Raw genomic sequence first — 15,088 nt, 5'->3', positions numbered from 1 at the left:
TATTAGTCACTCTTCACTGTCACTACAATTAGTACGGTGAGATATTCGAAAGTGACTGAATATGAACCGTGATCTCTTCGCGATCATGATAAAGGTGCTTTGCCTGCATCTTGAATTTAACTTTGTTATCGATAAGGAACTGTTTTAGGTTCTCGATATCTTGCAGTACTTCATCGTAGCGACCTTTCATTGGCAGCTTAAGGTTGAACAGAGCTTCTTTCGCCCAGCCTTTGATGATCCACTCACCCATCAGGTGAGCAACACGAGCTGGTTTCTCAACCATGTCACAGATAATCCAAGTCACGTTCTTACGGTCAGGTTCGAACTTAAAGCCATCCACCATGTGGTGCTTAATTTGACCCGTTTCCATTAGGCTGTCTGCCATCATGCCGTTATCGACACAGTGAACAAACATAGAGCGCTTAACCAATTGGTAAGTCCAACCACCTGGACACGCACCTAAATCTACGCCCCACATACCCGGAGCCAGACGCTCGTCCCACTCATCACGAGGGATGAATACGTGGAATGCTTCTTCTAGCTTCAATGTAGAACGGCTTGGCGCATCTGATGGGAATTTCAAACGAGGAATGCCCATGAAGAACTGTGAGTTGTTGGTTGGGTAAGAGTAACCAACAAAGCAATGACCCGGTGCGATAAAGCATAAATGAAGCACTGGCTTCTTAGCGTTATCTTTCGCAGTCATCAGGCCTTTACCACGCATTGCTTGACGCATCGGCACGGTAAACTTACGGCAGAACTTCAAAAGCTCTTTCGCTTCATTGGTATCTGGCGTTTCAATACGGATATCACCACAACGTGGGAAACCTTCTTTCTCAGAAAGCGCCTCAAGAATAGGAGAGATACGATCGTCTGTTGGGAGATCTTTGATCTCAACAGCAACCGCTAACATTTGACGAGCAAAGATCAGTGATTGGAAATCCACTTCTTTGATCAGCTTATCGGCTTCGCCAGCTTGATAACATTCAAACAATACAAAGCCTGTATTGCTCTTTAAGCGAGGAAAACCAAACACTTCCAGTTGTGTTGCCTTGTCTTGAATTTCGCCAGCACATTCTTTTTCAAAACCAGAGCGACAATAAAGTAGTACGTGTTTCACTGAGTTACCTCTTTTATATTCAAAGCAGCGAAGGAGAAGACTCCCCAACCAATGATAAATAGTAGACCACCAAACGGTGTTATAGGGCCAAACCATTTTATTCCTGTCAGTGCTAAGCCATAAAGGCTGCCACTAAAACAAAGGATGCCGATGATAAAGCAAATTGCCGCAATGAAAAAATATTTTTGTGATTTAGCGCCAAGTTTCATCTGTAGTAGAGCACCACACGCCAATATCGCGAGCGTATGGATAAACTGGTACTGAACACCGGTCTCAAACACGCCTAGCAGATACTCAGGTAAAATCGCTTTCAACCCGTGAGCCGCGAAGGCGCCAAGCATTACGGCAATCGCGCCAGAGATGCCCGCGATAGTGAGTAAATACTTACTTCTCATTGAGCACCTCTTTGATAAACGCTGATAACTTCTCAACGGTTAACGCAATATTCTGCTGTTCGGTGTAACCAGAACTCTTACGAGGCTTAAAGCTGTGATCGCCATCAGGGATAAATTCAACACGAATAGAATCGGACAAATCGAAATCAGCAAACTCTTCACGCTTACCAAAGGTATCGCGCTCGCCTTGTAGAATAAGACATGGCTTTGTTAACTCAGCCAAGTGCTCACCTTTGTATTTCTCTGGTTTGCCAGGAGGATGAAAGGGAAAACCCAAACACGCCATTGCTGCCACCTTATCAACTTCAGACAAATGGCTCGCCATACGCCCTCCCATCGACTTACCACCAATCACAAGCTTATCGGCATCAACCTGCTCAATAATATCTTGGTAGGCTTCAAGCAGCTTAGGCGCTCTGTCAGGTGGACGACGCTTGCCATCTTCAGTTCTCTTAATCATGTAAGGGAAATTGAAGCGAATCACTCGTATTCCTTTAAATGCCAACCCTTTGGCTACCGACTGCATGAACTCATGATCCATACCTGCACCTGCGCCGTGCGCGAAGACAAAGGTTACTGGGTTGTCTTCACCATCAATAATTAGGTTACTCATCGAGTAAGTCCTCTTGTTCGCTTTGTGCTTTCGCTAACATCCAATCTCGGAAGGTCGCAATACGCCCCATGTCGGCCTGTTTCTCATGACACACCACATAGAAGGCATTCTTACTCACCAACACTTCATCAAATGGAGCCAACAAGCGACCGGCCTCGATTTCAGGCTGAGCTAAAACGTTGTTCCCCAGAGCGATACCTTGTCCATGGGCAGCAGCCTGCAACACCATGGTCGAGTGGCTAAAGATAGGGCCGTGATTCACGTTAACACCATCAATGCCATTTTGTTTCGCGAACTGTTTCCAATCTTTTCGAGAGGTATCGTGCAGTAGCGTATGGCATGCCAAATCGCTTAACGATTCTAGAGGTTTCGTTCCGAGCAACACCGACGGTGAGCAAAGAGGAATTAAGTATTCTTGGTAAAGCTTATCAGCTCTAAGCCCCGACCAATTGCCTCGCCCGTAGTAAATAGCCACGTCTACGTCATCCGTTAGCGAGCCTTCGTCCATATCTACGGCTTTGATTCGCACATCGATATCCGGTTCTTGCTGATTAAAATCAGCCAACCTTGGCACTAACCATTGAATCGCAAAACTTGGCGGTAAGCTGATGGTCAATGCGCCCTTCTCGCTTCGCTCAAGCACCTTGTCTGTCGCTTCAGCCAAAGAAGTGAAGATATCTTTAATATCTAAGAAGTAGCTTTGACCCTCTTCAGTCAGCAACAAAGAGCGGTTTCTTCGGCGAAAGAGCTTTAATGACAAGAATTCTTCAAGCGCCTTAATTTGATGACTTACTGCAGCTTGAGTAACAAATAACTCTTCTGCGGCACGCGTAAAACTCAAGTGTCGAGCCGCGGCTTCAAACACTCTCAAGGAGTTTAATGGGGGTAATCGACGAGACATAGTTACTCTCTAAATTGGCATTAGTTTTTTTTATCTGAAACATTATAATTTGTCCATTGCCTAGCGGCCAGAGAAATTCTATATTTCATCCCGCAGCAGCTAGCCTGAACGGCTTGATTCTCTCCAGAATCAATTGGTTTAGCTCCTGCGATGTTGTGTTTGCAAACTCGTACTTTTCGAGTTGGGTAGAGTTCTACCAAATGTTTTGTTGCAGTTCCATACTGAAACGAGGCATATACTTCCTGTATTTATTTTGACCTGTCTGTCAAATTGGTTTACACCGCCTTTAAGGCGGTGTTTTTTTATGCCCAAAGCAAAATAACAACAAGTTTATCAATAGCTGTGCTAATTAATCTTTATTATTTTTCATCGCTAATCACAGAATCAGATACCCACTCAAATAATCAACTGAACACATACAAATAGAACCATTGAGTTGCACTAAAAAGTAACAGAATACTTCAAGATACTCACACTTCTTCAGTGACATATAAACACGTTTAGAGCTCACCATTTCTATCAATCAAAAATTTTAAAGCTGCTCATGACGATAGCACGCCCAAACTCACGTCTCTGTCTGACTACTGTAAATCATTCATAATAGAAAATAAAAAAGCCGCTTACTTTTCAGTAAGCGGCTTTGCAAAATGATTAACGGTTGGTCAACACACCACTATGGGCGGTAAACCTTAACGTTGTGGAAGCCTTGCTCTTGCAAGTAAAGCGCTTGCAGACGACTCATGACACCACGGTCACAGTACAACAAGTACTCTTTCGATTGGTCTAGGTCACCAAACTGAGTTGAAAGCTTGAAGAACGGGATGTGTTTGATTTCAACACCATCGATTTCTAGTGGGCTTTCGTCTTCTTCGTCTGGGCTGCGGATATCTAGAACGACTGCGTGCTCAGCAACGGCTTGAACTTGCTCCACTTCTGGTGCCTGTTCTTGGCTCTCTTTCTCGATATCACGGATATCCATAATACGAGCGTTCTCGATCACTTGATCCAGCACTTCGAAGTTAAACTTAGCTTCTTCCGCTTCTAGTTTGCCTTTCTTCGCTTTCACTGTTGGCTTCTTAGAGATAACACCACAGTACTCAGGCATTACTTTAGCGAAGTCTTCAGTACCAATCTTACGAGACAGGTCGATGATGTCTTCTTTGTCCCAGTTGATCAGTGGACGAAGGATCAAAGTATCCGTCACGTTGTCGATATGACGCAGGTTAGTTAGCGTTTGGCTAGAAACCTGACCAAGTGCTTCACCCGTTACTAGTGCTTCGATACCGAAACGCTCTGCGACCATACCACCAGCACGCATGAACATACGCTTAAGAACAACGCCCATCTGGCCGTCTTCAACGTTCTCAAGGATCTCTGCGACTACAGGTTCAAAATCGATAGAGATGAACTTCACCTTTGCAGATGAGCCGTATTTATTCCATAGGTAGTGAGAAACTTGCTTAACGCCAATCTCGTGAGCAGGGCCACCAAGATTGAAGAAACAGTAATGCACCTTAGAACCACGTTTAATGTGTAGGTAGCTCGAAACGCCAGAGTCAAAGCCGCCAGAGATCAAGCTCAGTAGATCTTCTTGAGTACCTAGAGGGAAACCGCCTAGGCCTTTATGACGTTCAATTACTTGGTTTAGCTTGTCGTTCTCGACTTCAACTTTAACGGTAATATCTGGGTTTTTCAGTTTTACTTTTGCTGATTCAACCGCTTGGTTTAGACCACCACCTACGTAGCGTTCTAGCTCGATAGAGGTAAAGTCATGTTTACCACGACGCTTAGCTCGCACAGAGAAAGTCTTACCTTCAATAAGACTACGGCTGCGCTCAAGAACTTGCTCGTAAATATCGTGCAGGTCTTTAAATTCTGATTGCTGAACCTCAAGGGAGTGATGAATACCCGGAGTTTGCGTCAATACTTCGAGTGTTTCTTTGAAGTATTTATCGCTCTCAGACGTCACTTCGATGTGGTCGCGACGGTTGAAGACAGCCACAGACTCAGTACGACGCTGAAGAATAGTACGAATATTACGTTCTAGAATCTTTGTGAAGCGCTTACGCACCGATTCACTTTTTACAAAAATTTCCGGGTGGGGCTTAACAATAAATTTCATAGTACTTTCACGCCAATAAGGTTCACAATTTTAATAGGTTCATCACCACGTAAAAGGTCATTTCACATAGTTATTGAAGCAATAATAGATCAATATTAAATCTAAGGGCGCGAATTATACATGAGAAAGTCAAACAAGGAAAAGAGTGCGTGCTTTGGTGCCATTAATAAACTCACCTTGGCGACAAACTACCGTCTCGATTTCATCCAAGCTCATTTCTCGATATCTTCTCTTGTCTGCTTGTTACAAACACTTTTGGGTATCACACAAAGAAAAAGCCCAATCTACGACAGATTGGGCTTTGAAATACATATTCTTGGTAAAGACTATTCAGCGATTGCTGGAACTTCTTCGCTATAGAGCGGCTCACCCTGCATAATACTGATCTCAACGCGACGATTAAGGCTACGTTGCCATTCTGTATCGTTGGACTCGACAGGCTCTGTATCGGCCATACCACGCACTCTCAAACGTTGATGAGAGAAACCACGAACCTTTTCCATTTCTTGAGCAACAGACACCGCACGTTGCGATGATAAGTCCCAATTAGAACGGTAAAGCTCAGAATCGAGTCGCTGGTTATCGGTGTGTCCTGAGATTCGAACAATACCGGGCACATCTTTAACAAGCTCAGCAACCTGTCTCACCAATGGTCGGAACTTAGGTTGTAGGAAAGCAGAACCCGATGGGAATGCACCCTTCTCGCGAATTCGAATCACAATCTGCTGGCCAAGATTTTCAACTTCAATCGCACCTTGGTCGATCTCTCGCTCAAGTGCTTTCTTGATGCTTTCCATCAAGGTTTCCATCTCTTGTGATTGAGCCTCAGCTTGCTGCTGTTGCTGGTCTGACTCAGAATTTTGATTGTCGTGAGTCGACACCTCTGGAGACTTACCTCCGGTCATCTTGCCTTGGTCGCGCATCGTACCACCAGCACGCTCAGATTCACCTTCATGAAACTCTAGCGTTTGCTGAGTAATATCAATGGTCTGCTGCATGATCACGTCAATCGGTGTCGGTTCTGGGCGACCAGGGCGGAACTCTTGTGCAATGATGCTAGTGCCTTTAGGAATGTCTTTCACTTCCAAGCGGTTTTGGACACCGAATGCAAACTTCATCGAACCGGCAATCTGCTTGAACTTCAATACGTCCATCTCAGAAAACGAGAGCAGCAGTACGAAGAAACACATCAGCAGTGACATTAAGTCAGCAAATGTTCCCATCCATTGAGGTAAACCGGGAGGGGGACATTTACATGGATTGTCTTCATCCATCTTCATTCTTCCCCCTTAATCAGTTTCACCATCAAGACTGCGCTTACCTTCGTTCAGGTAACTCTTGAGGTAACCGTCAATCACTCGTGGGTTTTGACCATCTTGGATGGCTAATACACCGTCCATTACCAAGCGGCGGTTGAGCGTCTCTTGATCTCGGCGCAATGCAAGCTTGTCTGCGATTGGGAAGAACACCATGTTCGAAAGAATCGCACCATATAGAGTCGTTAAAAGTGCAACCGCCATCGCAGGACCGATCGCTTTAGGATCATCCATGTTTGAAAGCATCGCAACCAGACCAACCAAGGTACCTATCATACCCATCGCAGGGGCAACATCACCGAATGCAGAGAACACTTTCGCGCCCTGTTCGTGACGCTCTGTGGTTAACGCAATGTCTTTTTGCAGTGCCGCACGCACCACATCACCATCATGACCATCGACCAATAGATCGATGCCCTTTTGCATGAAGCTGTTGCTGATTTCCATCTCTTCAAGTGCTAAGAAACCACCTTTACGTGCTGCGTCAGCCATCTCTACAACTTTAGCGATAAGATCTTCAGGCTCGTCAGCTTTAAACATAAATGCTTTGCCAGCGATTTTGGTCGCACCAAAGAATTGTCCCATGGTGAACTTCATCAGAACAACAAACGTTGAACCACCAACCACGATCAAAATGGATGTCGTGTCATAGAACATCCCGAGGCTTCCACCTAGGATCATTGCCATGATTACAAAGGCAAATCCACCAATCAAACCTATTAGGGTTGCTAAATCCACTGAGCACTCCTCATGCTTTTTTGTAGCTCTATGTCGACGATAATCTTTTTATCGGCAAGACTGTAAGATCTTTTAGTTAATTCTTGGCCTAAGTATCACACTTTTCGTTTTTGAATCACAACTATTAGCTTACTTTGGCCTTATCCGTAGTGCATAAACTCGATAAAGCTAAGGTTATTCAATCAAAGTGAGTTCAAGCCCCTTAAAAACGAACTTTCTAGCAAAATTTCTTGGTTACATTTGACCATCTCAGCGGCCTAGGGTAACGTTCGTTCATCTTTCCAAACGCAGATTTATTATGGCTACTAAGAAACCTGAAAATATGAGCTTTGAAGCGGCTATCGAAGAGCTTGATGGCTTGGTTGATCAACTAGAAAATGGTGATCTAGCTTTAGATGATGCGCTGAAAAAGTTCGAACGAGGCATCTCCCTCGCTCGTGCTGGTCAAAGTAAACTAAACGACGCTGAACAGCGTGTTAGCATCCTGCTGCAAAATGATGAAAATGCAGAACTGAGTGACTTTAACCCACAACCTGAATAACAAATTGTATGAGATCCCCTATGATCGAGACGTTATTGTCTTATCAAGCACGTAATAACGAGCAACTGAACCTTTGGCTTGACCGCCTGCCACACCAAAATCAGAACCTAATCAACGCGATGCGTTATGGGTTACTTTTAGGCGGCAAACGCGCACGTCCGTTTCTTGTCTACATTACAGGGGAAATGCTCGGTTGCACCGCGGAAGAACTCGACACTCCAGCTTCAGCAATCGAATGTATTCATGCCTATTCTCTGATTCACGACGACCTTCCAGCAATGGACGACGACGAATTGCGTCGTGGCCATCAGACTTGTCACATCAAATACGATGAAGCAACGGCAATTTTAACTGGCGATGCACTACAAACTCTCGCGTTTACTATACTTGCGGAAGGCACATTAAGTGCTGACGGGGAAAGCAATCGCGTTCGAATGATTCAACGCCTAGCAGAAGCGTCTGGTGCACAAGGTATGTGTATTGGGCAAGCTCTTGATATTGAAGCTGAAAATCGCTCTGTCACGCTAGAAGAGTTAGAAGAAGTTCACCGTAACAAGACTGGCGCTCTAATGAAGAGTGCGATTCGTTTAGGTGCTCTTGCTGCTGGCGAAAAAGCGTTTGAAGTAATGCCTCAATTAGATAAGTACGCCGATGCAATCGGGTTAGCCTTCCAAGTTCAGGATGATATTTTAGATATCATTAGCGATACCGAAACTTTGGGTAAACCACAGGGCTCTGACCAAGATTTGAACAAAAGCACCTACCCTTCTTTGCTAGGTTTAGAGGGCGCTCAAGAAAAAGCGCAAACTCTGCTACAGGAAGCGCTTCAAGCTTTGGCTGCAATCCCATACAATACCCAGTTACTCGAAGAGTTCGCCCGATACGTCATCGAGCGCAAGAACTAAGACAATAAGCGCGCATTACCTATGACTCTTGATATATCAAAGTACCCAACTCTTGCTTTGGCTGATAAGCCAGAGGATTTGCGTCTACTTCCAAAAGAGACGCTTACACAGCTTTGTGATGAATTACGTACCTATCTTCTTAACTCAGTGAGCCAGTCAAGTGGTCACTTAGCGTCAGGCTTAGGTACAGTAGAGCTAACAGTTGCTCTGCACTATGTGTACAACACGCCTTTCGACCAGTTGGTTTGGGATGTTGGCCACCAAGCATACCCACATAAGATTCTTACTGGCCGTCGTGACCGCTTGTCGACTATCCGTCAAAAAGATGGACTGCATCCATTTCCATGGCGTCAAGAGAGCGAGTACGACACGCTTTCTGTTGGTCACTCTTCAACATCGATCAGTGCCGGACTTGGTATGGCGATCAGTGCGAAGAAAGAAGGCAAGAATCGTAAAGTCGTCAGTGTCATTGGTGATGGCGCGATTACCGCAGGTATGGCCTTCGAAGCGATGAACCACGCGGGTGATATTCACAATGACATGCTGGTTATCCTTAACGATAACGAGATGTCGATCTCTGAAAACGTCGGTGCTCTGAACAACCATCTAGCTCAAGTTCTTTCTGGCAGTCTTTACACGTCAATTCGTGAGGGTGGCAAGAAAGTGCTATCGGGCGTTCCGCCGATTAAAGAGCTGGTTCGTCGTACAGAAGAACATCTAAAAGGCATGGTTGTCCCTGGCACCATGTTTGAAGAATTAGGCTTTAACTACATTGGTCCGGTTGACGGTCACGATGTGAATGAGCTGATTAAAACGCTGAAGAACATGAGAGACCTTAAAGGCCCTCAGTTCCTGCATATCATGACCAAGAAAGGCAAAGGCTACGAGCCCGCTGAGAAAGATCCAATTGGTTATCACGGCGTACCTAAATTCGATCCTGCACACTCAAGTCTGCCTAAGAGCACCAGCTCTAAACCAACTTTCTCTAAGATTTTTGGCGACTTCCTGTGTGATATGGCCGCGCAAGATCCTAAGCTAATGGCGATCACGCCAGCAATGCGCGAAGGTTCTGGCATGGTACGTTTCTCGAAAGAATACCCAGAACAGTACTTCGATGTAGCGATTGCTGAGCAACACGCTGTGACACTAGCAACTGGTATGGCGATTGCAGGTGATAAGCCAATTGTGGCTATCTACTCGACGTTCCTACAACGTGGCTACGATCAACTGATCCACGATGTAGCTATCATGGATCTACCGGTTATGTTCGCGATTGACCGTGCAGGTCTTGTCGGCGCTGATGGTCAGACACACCAAGGTGCGTTCGACTTAAGCTTTATGCGCTGCATTCCAAACATGGTGATCATGGCGCCAAGCGACGAAAACGAATGTCGCCAAATGCTATACACAGGCCACCAGCACACAGGTCCAAGTGCCGTTCGTTACCCTCGTGGTAATGGCATGGGTACTGAGATTCAAAATGAATTTACTGCGCTAGAGATTGGTAAAGGTCGTATCGTTCGCGAAAGCGAAAAAGCAAAAGATGGCTCGAAAGTCGCTATCCTGAGCTTTGGTACTTTCCTTGAGAGTGCACTTCAAACGGCTGACGCTATTGATGCGACAGTTGCTGATATGCGCTTTGTGAAGCCACTCGATGAAGCTCTGATCAAACAACTTGCTGCTGACCACGATGTACTGGTGACAATCGAAGAAAACGCGATTGCAGGTGGTGCCGGCGCGGGTGTGATTGAATTCTTGATGAAAGAAAAGCTACTGATGCCAGTATTGAACCTTGGTCTACCAGACAAGTTTATTGCTCAAGGTACTCAAGGCGAGCTGCATGAAGAGCTTGGCTTAGATGCGAAAGGCATAGAGAAGTCTATCTCTGACTACCTTGCTAAATAGCTTTCACAAGCAAACGGCATAAGCAACAAATCAAAAAAGGTTGGCCCTAGGGTCAACCTTTTTAGTATACGCTAACTCGTTAGCTAAACCTTATAGCTCAACTAACTTTCGCTTATCCAAACTTGTAGCCTAAACTTAGCAACAAGGCTTAAGTACTGGCGCGTCATAGTTCTCTGGTTCATCAGAGTAGATAGCAACGTTGAAGTTCTCAACCAAGCCAGTCTCTTCAACACACTGCTCTTGGAAGAACTGTTGAATCTCACGACGTTGGCAATGCGCTTCAAACGCTTCGTTGTCCGCCCAGATCTCATTAAAAGCAATCGGGAAACTCTGACCTTCTGCAAACGGGCTCTGAATGTGACGAGTCACCGTGTACTGGATACAACCATCTTCACGCATTGTGTTTGGTTCTAGAGACTTTAACACTTCAAACAACTCGTTCAATTTGCCTTCTTTTGGCTGAAATTGAGCAACACAGTAAACCTTCTTAGACATTGTAATTCCTTGTTTTTATCTATTATTGTTCGTTCTCTGGGTATTGATTCTTAAACAAGCCAACCTGAAAAATGAGCCACTGCATACAGCGAAATCGCCGCCATAATACCCGCCACGATATCATCAATCATGATACCTAAGCCGCCGTGAACTCGCTTGTCTAACCAACCAATTGGCCAAGGCTTTACCATATCGAAAAAACGAAACAGAACAAAGCCAGCGAATAGCCATTTCCAATCATTAACAGGAATACCCAACAACGGTACTAGGCCCATGGTGATCCAAAAGCCAGCAAACTCATCCCACACAATAGAGCCGTGATCGTGCACGCCCATGTCATCAGAAGTCACTTGGCATATTTTGATACCAATAATGCAGCTCACAACCACAAGAATGACATAAATAGGGAAAGGTAACTGAACCAGCAATAGATAAAATGGGATCGACGCAAGCGTGCCCATGGTGCCGGGAATAATAGGCGATAAGCCACTACCAAAACCCGTTGCCAATAAGTGCCAAGGATTTTTAAGAGAAATAAGAGAAAGTGGGTTTGTCATCAATTAACCTTAAAGTGATCGTAACCAGTTAAGTTCCAGCTTAGTGGTTCACCATTATTGTGTAATTCAAAATATTCTACAGGTCTTATCTGGCCAATGCAGGTGACTTTTGTGCCAGTGTGTGACAAAGCACTTTCCAGTGAACCTTTATTTTCTTCCGGCACGGTAAAGCACAGTTCGTACTCTTCGCCACTGGTGAGCGCATACTGCTGTGCAGAAGCGATATCGGAAGAAAACTGGCGTAATTCAGCGGAGATAGGCAACGCACTCACATCAACGCTTGCACCGACCTGAGAACGCTTAAGGATGTGTTTTAAATCAGCAATCACACCATCAGAGATATCAATAGCAGACGAAGCAAGGTTCACCAATGCTTGGCCAGCCAAAACTCGTGGAGTACTCAGATAGTGCCTTTCTTCAAGCTCTAACGCATAAGGCTTAGCTTTGTTCTGTTCAGGGTCTAATATCACCTCTAGTCCCGCTTTGCTGTCGCCTAAGTTGCCCGTTACGTAAATCCAGTCACCCACTTTCGCGCCATCTCTGCGTAGTGCTCGACCTTCGGGTACAAAGCCCTGCACAGTCAGCGTTAAACTCAGTGGCCCCTTGGTCGTGTCACCACCAATAAGTTGAATACCAAAATAGTCTGCAAGTTTGAAAAAAGAATCACAAAATGGGGCAAGCCACGCTTCATCGACTTCAGGCATGGTTAACGCAAACGAAACCCAAGCAGGCGTCGCGCCCATAGCCGCGAGATCACTGATATTCGAAGCCAAGGCTTTGTGTGCCACCCAAGCTGGGTTTGCTTCCGCTAAGAAGTGAGTGCCCGCCACTAAGGTGTCGGTACTGATCGCGATCTGAACATTACTTGGCGCTTTGACCAAAGCACAGTCATCGCCCGCTGCCAGATGTACATCTTTACGTTGTGGTTGTCGATTTACAAAATATTTTTCAATCAGGTTAAATTCGCCAGACATCACATGCCCTATCTTTAGTCTTCATACAAATCACCGTAATTATTGATATTACAGAAATTTAGTTACAAAAAAGGCCAGCATAAAAGCTGACCTTTAGATTCAATATACGAACGTCTTATTTCTTACGAACGTGCGGTGCAGCTTTATCAAGCACACCGTTAACAAACTTATGGCTGTCTTCTGCTGCGAATACTTTCGCAAGCTCGATAGCTTCGTTGATAACCACTTTGTATGGTACATCTTCGCGACGAGTCATCTCGTACATAGCTAAACGTAGAAGCGCTAGTTCCATCAAATCCAGATCTTGCATAGGGCGAGATACGAATGGACGAAGCTTGCTATCAAGTTCCATGTGACTAAGAGCAACACCAGTTAGTAGGTCGCGGAAGTATGCAACGTCTGTTTCTGGCATAGCTAGAGCAGGTTCTGCGGCATGATGCTCTTCTTCATCATACTTACCACCAGATAAGAACTGTTCTTCAACGGTAGCAATATTTTCTTTAGTAATTTGCCAAGAATAAATTGCTTGTAGAGCAAATTGACGTGCGTTACGACGTGCGGCTGGTTTCACACTGGCCCCCATTAGGAATCGATTTCAGAAAGAACGTTGATCATCTCAAGTGCGCTAAGTGCTGCTTCTGCACCCTTATTACCAGCCTTGGTTCCTGCGCGTTCAATAGCTTGATCGATCGTATCAACAGTAAGAACACCAAACGCTACTGGAAGAGAAAATTCCAGAGACACTTGTGCCAAACCTTTATTACATTCACTACAAACATAGTCAAAGTGAGGTGTACCGCCACGGATTACTGTACCAAGAGATACAATCGCATCGAACTTACCTGTTTTTGCAACGCGCTGCGCTACAAGTGGAAGTTCTACTGCACCAGGGCAACGAACAACAGTGATGTTGTCTTCGCTTACTTGTCCATGACGCTTTAAAGTATCGATTGCACCAGAAAGTAAACTTTCGTTAATAAAACTGTTGAAACGAGCAATAACGATAGCAATTTTTGCATTTGGCGCTGGGAAGCCACCCTCGATCACTTTCATAAGCCTTCCTTTAACTATTTTCATCAAGTGAGAATCGCCGGATTCTAGCACAAAACTGTGAGCAATATCTAATGCTAATTTAGAAGAACAGGCACCGGAGATGTAAAGATGATAACGCAGCGCTGCTGCCAACCTTACTGGAGCAGCAAGTAGCCAAGCTTGTGTATTCAACACGTTTTGAATCGGGCTTGGCTACTTTGCTCTTTTATCGAAATTAACCTCTAAAAGAGCCACTGAAATCATCGGTAAATTATGTCGCTATAAACGGACAGACGTCAGCTTACTCGCAAACGTATTCAACAACGTTAAGACCAAAACCACCCAATGCGTGGTAACGCTTAGTGCTTGAAGAAAGCAGACGCATATCGTGAACGCCTAGGTCTTGAAGGATCTGAGAACCCACACCAACACGACGAGAAGTACCTTGTTTCTTAGCCATGGTTGGTTGCTCATTCTTATCTTGAGCTTCGAACGTCTTCACTTTATGAATCAAAGAATCAGACGACTCTTCGTTACCCAGAATAACCAACACACCGCCTTCGTCGCCAATGCGCTTCATCGCTTTATCTAGCGACCAGCTACGCTCGGTACCACGATCAGAATGAAGCAGATCGGTAAACGTATCATGCAGGTGAACACGCACTAAAGGAGCGCCTACAGACAAGTCGCCCTTTTGCATTGCGTAGTGGATCTGGTTATCAATCGTGTCACGGTAAGTCACAAGCTCAAAGTCACCAAACTCTGTTGGCAAATGGCATTGTGCTACACGTTCAATCGTCGTTTCTGTGTTGTTGCGGTATTCAATCAAATCAGCAATGGTGCCCAGTTTGATATCGTGTTTTTCAGCGAAGACTTCAAGATCAGGGCGACGTGCCATGGTGCCGTCGTCATTTAGGATCTCAACGATAACAGATGCTGGCTCACAGCCTGCTAGACGAGCTAAGTCACAACCTGCTTCAGTGTGACCAGCACGAGTTAACACGCCACCTTCTTGAGCTGTCAGAGGGAAGATATGGCCAGGTTGAACTAAGTCAGCCGCTTTTGCGTCTTTTGCTACTGCCGCTTGAACGGTAACAGCGCGATCTGATGCAGAAATACCCGTTGTTACGCCCTCTGCCGCTTCAATTGAAACCGTAAAGTTCGTCGTGTATTGAGCGTTGTTGTCTTGAACCATAGGCGCTAGACCCATGCGGTTTGAACGCTCTTTCGTCAATGTTAGACAAATTAAGCCACGGCCATACATCGCCATGAAGTTAATCGCTTCTGGCGTGACATGTTCTGCTGCCATAATCAGATCGCCTTCATTCTCGCGATCTTCATCATCCATCAGGATAACCATTTTTCCTAGGCGAATGTCTTCAATAATTTCTTGAGGAGTACTAATTGGCATTGTTCTATATCCTTTGAAATGGTTCTGCTTCCTAGAACCGACACTATTTAAACCTGATGATAT

The 15,088-nt window shown here is 45.2% G+C and carries 16 protein-coding genes; 3 read left to right on the top strand and 13 right to left on the bottom strand.

What is annotated here, in order from left to right; translation table 11 throughout:
• Nucleotides 1-28: 28 nt before the first annotated feature.
• The 7 genes from rlmM to pomA all read right to left on the bottom strand — a co-directional run bounded on the left by rlmM (nucleotide 29) and on the right by pomA (nucleotide 7,205).
• Nucleotides 29-1,120 carry a 23S rRNA (cytidine(2498)-2'-O)-methyltransferase RlmM gene (gene rlmM, locus OW495_RS12935; protein WP_029223477.1) on the bottom strand — a complete coding sequence of 364 codons (1,092 nt, stop codon included), beginning with the start codon at nucleotides 1,118-1,120 and terminating at the stop codon, nucleotides 29-31.
• Nucleotides 1,117-1,515 (bottom strand): DUF423 domain-containing protein, encoded by a 399-nt coding sequence (locus tag OW495_RS12930; RefSeq protein WP_065103071.1) that lies wholly within the window; start codon nucleotides 1,513-1,515, stop codon nucleotides 1,117-1,119. The genes rlmM and OW495_RS12930 overlap by 4 nt, the downstream gene beginning before the upstream one ends.
• Nucleotides 1,505-2,128 (bottom strand): alpha/beta fold hydrolase, encoded by a 624-nt coding sequence (locus OW495_RS12925; protein ID WP_102559637.1) that lies wholly within the window; start codon nucleotides 2,126-2,128, stop codon nucleotides 1,505-1,507. Before OW495_RS12925 ends, OW495_RS12930 begins: the two co-directional genes overlap by 11 nt.
• Nucleotides 2,121-3,029 (bottom strand): transcriptional regulator GcvA, encoded by a 909-nt coding sequence (locus tag OW495_RS12920; RefSeq protein WP_017106275.1) that lies wholly within the window; start codon nucleotides 3,027-3,029, stop codon nucleotides 2,121-2,123. Before OW495_RS12920 ends, OW495_RS12925 begins: the two co-directional genes overlap by 8 nt.
• 673 nt (nucleotides 3,030-3,702) lie before the next feature.
• The gene (thiI, locus tag OW495_RS12915; RefSeq protein ID WP_102339890.1) at nucleotides 3,703-5,151 is read right to left on the bottom strand and encodes a tRNA uracil 4-sulfurtransferase ThiI; all 1,449 of its coding nucleotides are present in this window, start codon (nucleotides 5,149-5,151) and stop codon (nucleotides 3,703-3,705) included.
• Nucleotides 5,152-5,477: 326 nt separating this feature from the next.
• The gene (locus OW495_RS12910; RefSeq protein ID WP_029223478.1) at nucleotides 5,478-6,425 is read right to left on the bottom strand and encodes a flagellar motor protein MotB; all 948 of its coding nucleotides are present in this window, start codon (nucleotides 6,423-6,425) and stop codon (nucleotides 5,478-5,480) included.
• Between the two features lie 15 nt (nucleotides 6,426-6,440).
• A complete protein-coding gene (gene pomA / locus OW495_RS12905) occupies nucleotides 6,441-7,205 on the bottom strand; it encodes a flagellar motor protein PomA (RefSeq protein WP_017106271.1) in 765 nt (254 codons plus the stop codon).
• A 298-nt stretch (nucleotides 7,206-7,503) separates the two neighbouring features.
• Between pomA and xseB the strand changes: the two genes are divergently transcribed.
• The 3 genes from xseB to dxs are packed head-to-tail and all read left to right on the top strand — an operon-like array spanning nucleotide 7,504 to nucleotide 10,556.
• Entirely contained in the window at nucleotides 7,504-7,746 is a 243-nt protein-coding gene (gene xseB, locus OW495_RS12900; RefSeq protein WP_004734405.1) for an exodeoxyribonuclease VII small subunit, read from the top strand.
• Between the two features lie 20 nt (nucleotides 7,747-7,766).
• The gene (gene ispA, locus OW495_RS12895) at nucleotides 7,767-8,651 is read left to right on the top strand and encodes a (2E,6E)-farnesyl diphosphate synthase (protein WP_012604642.1); all 885 of its coding nucleotides are present in this window, start codon (nucleotides 7,767-7,769) and stop codon (nucleotides 8,649-8,651) included.
• Nucleotides 8,652-8,672: 21 nt separating this feature from the next.
• Nucleotides 8,673-10,556, top strand: coding sequence for a 1-deoxy-D-xylulose-5-phosphate synthase (gene dxs, locus OW495_RS12890; RefSeq protein ID WP_289886867.1), 1,884 nt, complete (start codon nucleotides 8,673-8,675; stop codon nucleotides 10,554-10,556).
• Nucleotides 10,557-10,691: 135 nt separating this feature from the next.
• Here the strand turns inward: dxs and OW495_RS12885 are convergent, their stop codons facing one another.
• The 6 genes from OW495_RS12885 to ribBA all read right to left on the bottom strand — a co-directional run bounded on the left by OW495_RS12885 (nucleotide 10,692) and on the right by ribBA (nucleotide 15,025).
• Entirely contained in the window at nucleotides 10,692-11,051 is a 360-nt protein-coding gene (locus OW495_RS12885; protein WP_065103066.1) for a putative quinol monooxygenase, read from the bottom strand.
• 50 nt (nucleotides 11,052-11,101) lie between these two features.
• Complete coding sequence (pgpA, locus tag OW495_RS12880; protein ID WP_029222743.1) at nucleotides 11,102-11,608, bottom strand: phosphatidylglycerophosphatase A; 507 nt, start codon at nucleotides 11,606-11,608, stop codon at nucleotides 11,102-11,104.
• Nucleotides 11,608-12,582, bottom strand: coding sequence for a thiamine-phosphate kinase (gene thiL / locus OW495_RS12875; RefSeq protein WP_289886863.1), 975 nt, complete (start codon nucleotides 12,580-12,582; stop codon nucleotides 11,608-11,610). Before thiL ends, pgpA begins: the two co-directional genes overlap by 1 nt.
• A gap of 115 nt (nucleotides 12,583-12,697) precedes the next feature.
• A complete protein-coding gene (nusB, locus tag OW495_RS12870; protein WP_004734399.1) occupies nucleotides 12,698-13,165 on the bottom strand; it encodes a transcription antitermination factor NusB in 468 nt (155 codons plus the stop codon).
• Nucleotides 13,165-13,635, bottom strand: coding sequence for a 6,7-dimethyl-8-ribityllumazine synthase (gene ribE, locus OW495_RS12865; protein ID WP_004734398.1), 471 nt, complete (start codon nucleotides 13,633-13,635; stop codon nucleotides 13,165-13,167). The genes nusB and ribE overlap by 1 nt, the downstream gene beginning before the upstream one ends.
• A 280-nt stretch (nucleotides 13,636-13,915) precedes the next feature.
• Nucleotides 13,916-15,025 carry a bifunctional 3,4-dihydroxy-2-butanone-4-phosphate synthase/GTP cyclohydrolase II gene (gene ribBA / locus OW495_RS12860; protein WP_004734397.1) on the bottom strand — a complete coding sequence of 370 codons (1,110 nt, stop codon included), beginning with the start codon at nucleotides 15,023-15,025 and terminating at the stop codon, nucleotides 13,916-13,918.
• Between the last annotated feature and the right edge of the window lie 63 nt (nucleotides 15,026-15,088).

This window comes from Vibrio sp. 14N.309.X.WAT.E.F5, from assembly GCF_030397615.1.
Taxonomy (GTDB): domain Bacteria; phylum Pseudomonadota; class Gammaproteobacteria; order Enterobacterales; family Vibrionaceae; genus Vibrio; species Vibrio lentus.
Note: the sequence above shows the minus strand (reverse complement) of the source record. Positions and strands in the feature narration are given on the sequence as shown.

Coding starts and splice junctions, on each gene's coding strand:
- OW495_RS12930 (WP_065103071.1), bottom strand. CDS start 1,515: ATGAGAAGTAAGTATTTACTCACTATCGCGGGCATCTCTGGCGCGATT.
- OW495_RS12925 (WP_102559637.1), bottom strand. CDS start 2,128: ATGAGTAACCTAATTATTGATGGTGAAGACAACCCAGTAACCTTTGTC.
- OW495_RS12920 (WP_017106275.1), bottom strand. CDS start 3,029: ATGTCTCGTCGATTACCCCCATTAAACTCCTTGAGAGTGTTTGAAGCC.
- thiI (WP_102339890.1), bottom strand. CDS start 5,151: ATGAAATTTATTGTTAAGCCCCACCCGGAAATTTTTGTAAAAAGTGAA.
- OW495_RS12910 (WP_029223478.1), bottom strand. CDS start 6,425: ATGGATGAAGACAATCCATGTAAATGTCCCCCTCCCGGTTTACCTCAA.
- xseB (WP_004734405.1), top strand. CDS start 7,504: ATGGCTACTAAGAAACCTGAAAATATGAGCTTTGAAGCGGCTATCGAA.
- ispA (WP_012604642.1), top strand. CDS start 7,767: ATGATCGAGACGTTATTGTCTTATCAAGCACGTAATAACGAGCAACTG.
- dxs (WP_289886867.1), top strand. CDS start 8,673: ATGACTCTTGATATATCAAAGTACCCAACTCTTGCTTTGGCTGATAAG.
- OW495_RS12885 (WP_065103066.1), bottom strand. CDS start 11,051: ATGTCTAAGAAGGTTTACTGTGTTGCTCAATTTCAGCCAAAAGAAGGC.
- pgpA (WP_029222743.1), bottom strand. CDS start 11,608: ATGACAAACCCACTTTCTCTTATTTCTCTTAAAAATCCTTGGCACTTA.
- thiL (WP_289886863.1), bottom strand. CDS start 12,582: ATGTCTGGCGAATTTAACCTGATTGAAAAATATTTTGTAAATCGACAA.
- nusB (WP_004734399.1), bottom strand. CDS start 13,165: ATGGGGGCCAGTGTGAAACCAGCCGCACGTCGTAACGCACGTCAATTT.
- ribE (WP_004734398.1), bottom strand. CDS start 13,635: ATGAAAGTGATCGAGGGTGGCTTCCCAGCGCCAAATGCAAAAATTGCT.
- ribBA (WP_004734397.1), bottom strand. CDS start 15,025: ATGCCAATTAGTACTCCTCAAGAAATTATTGAAGACATTCGCCTAGGA.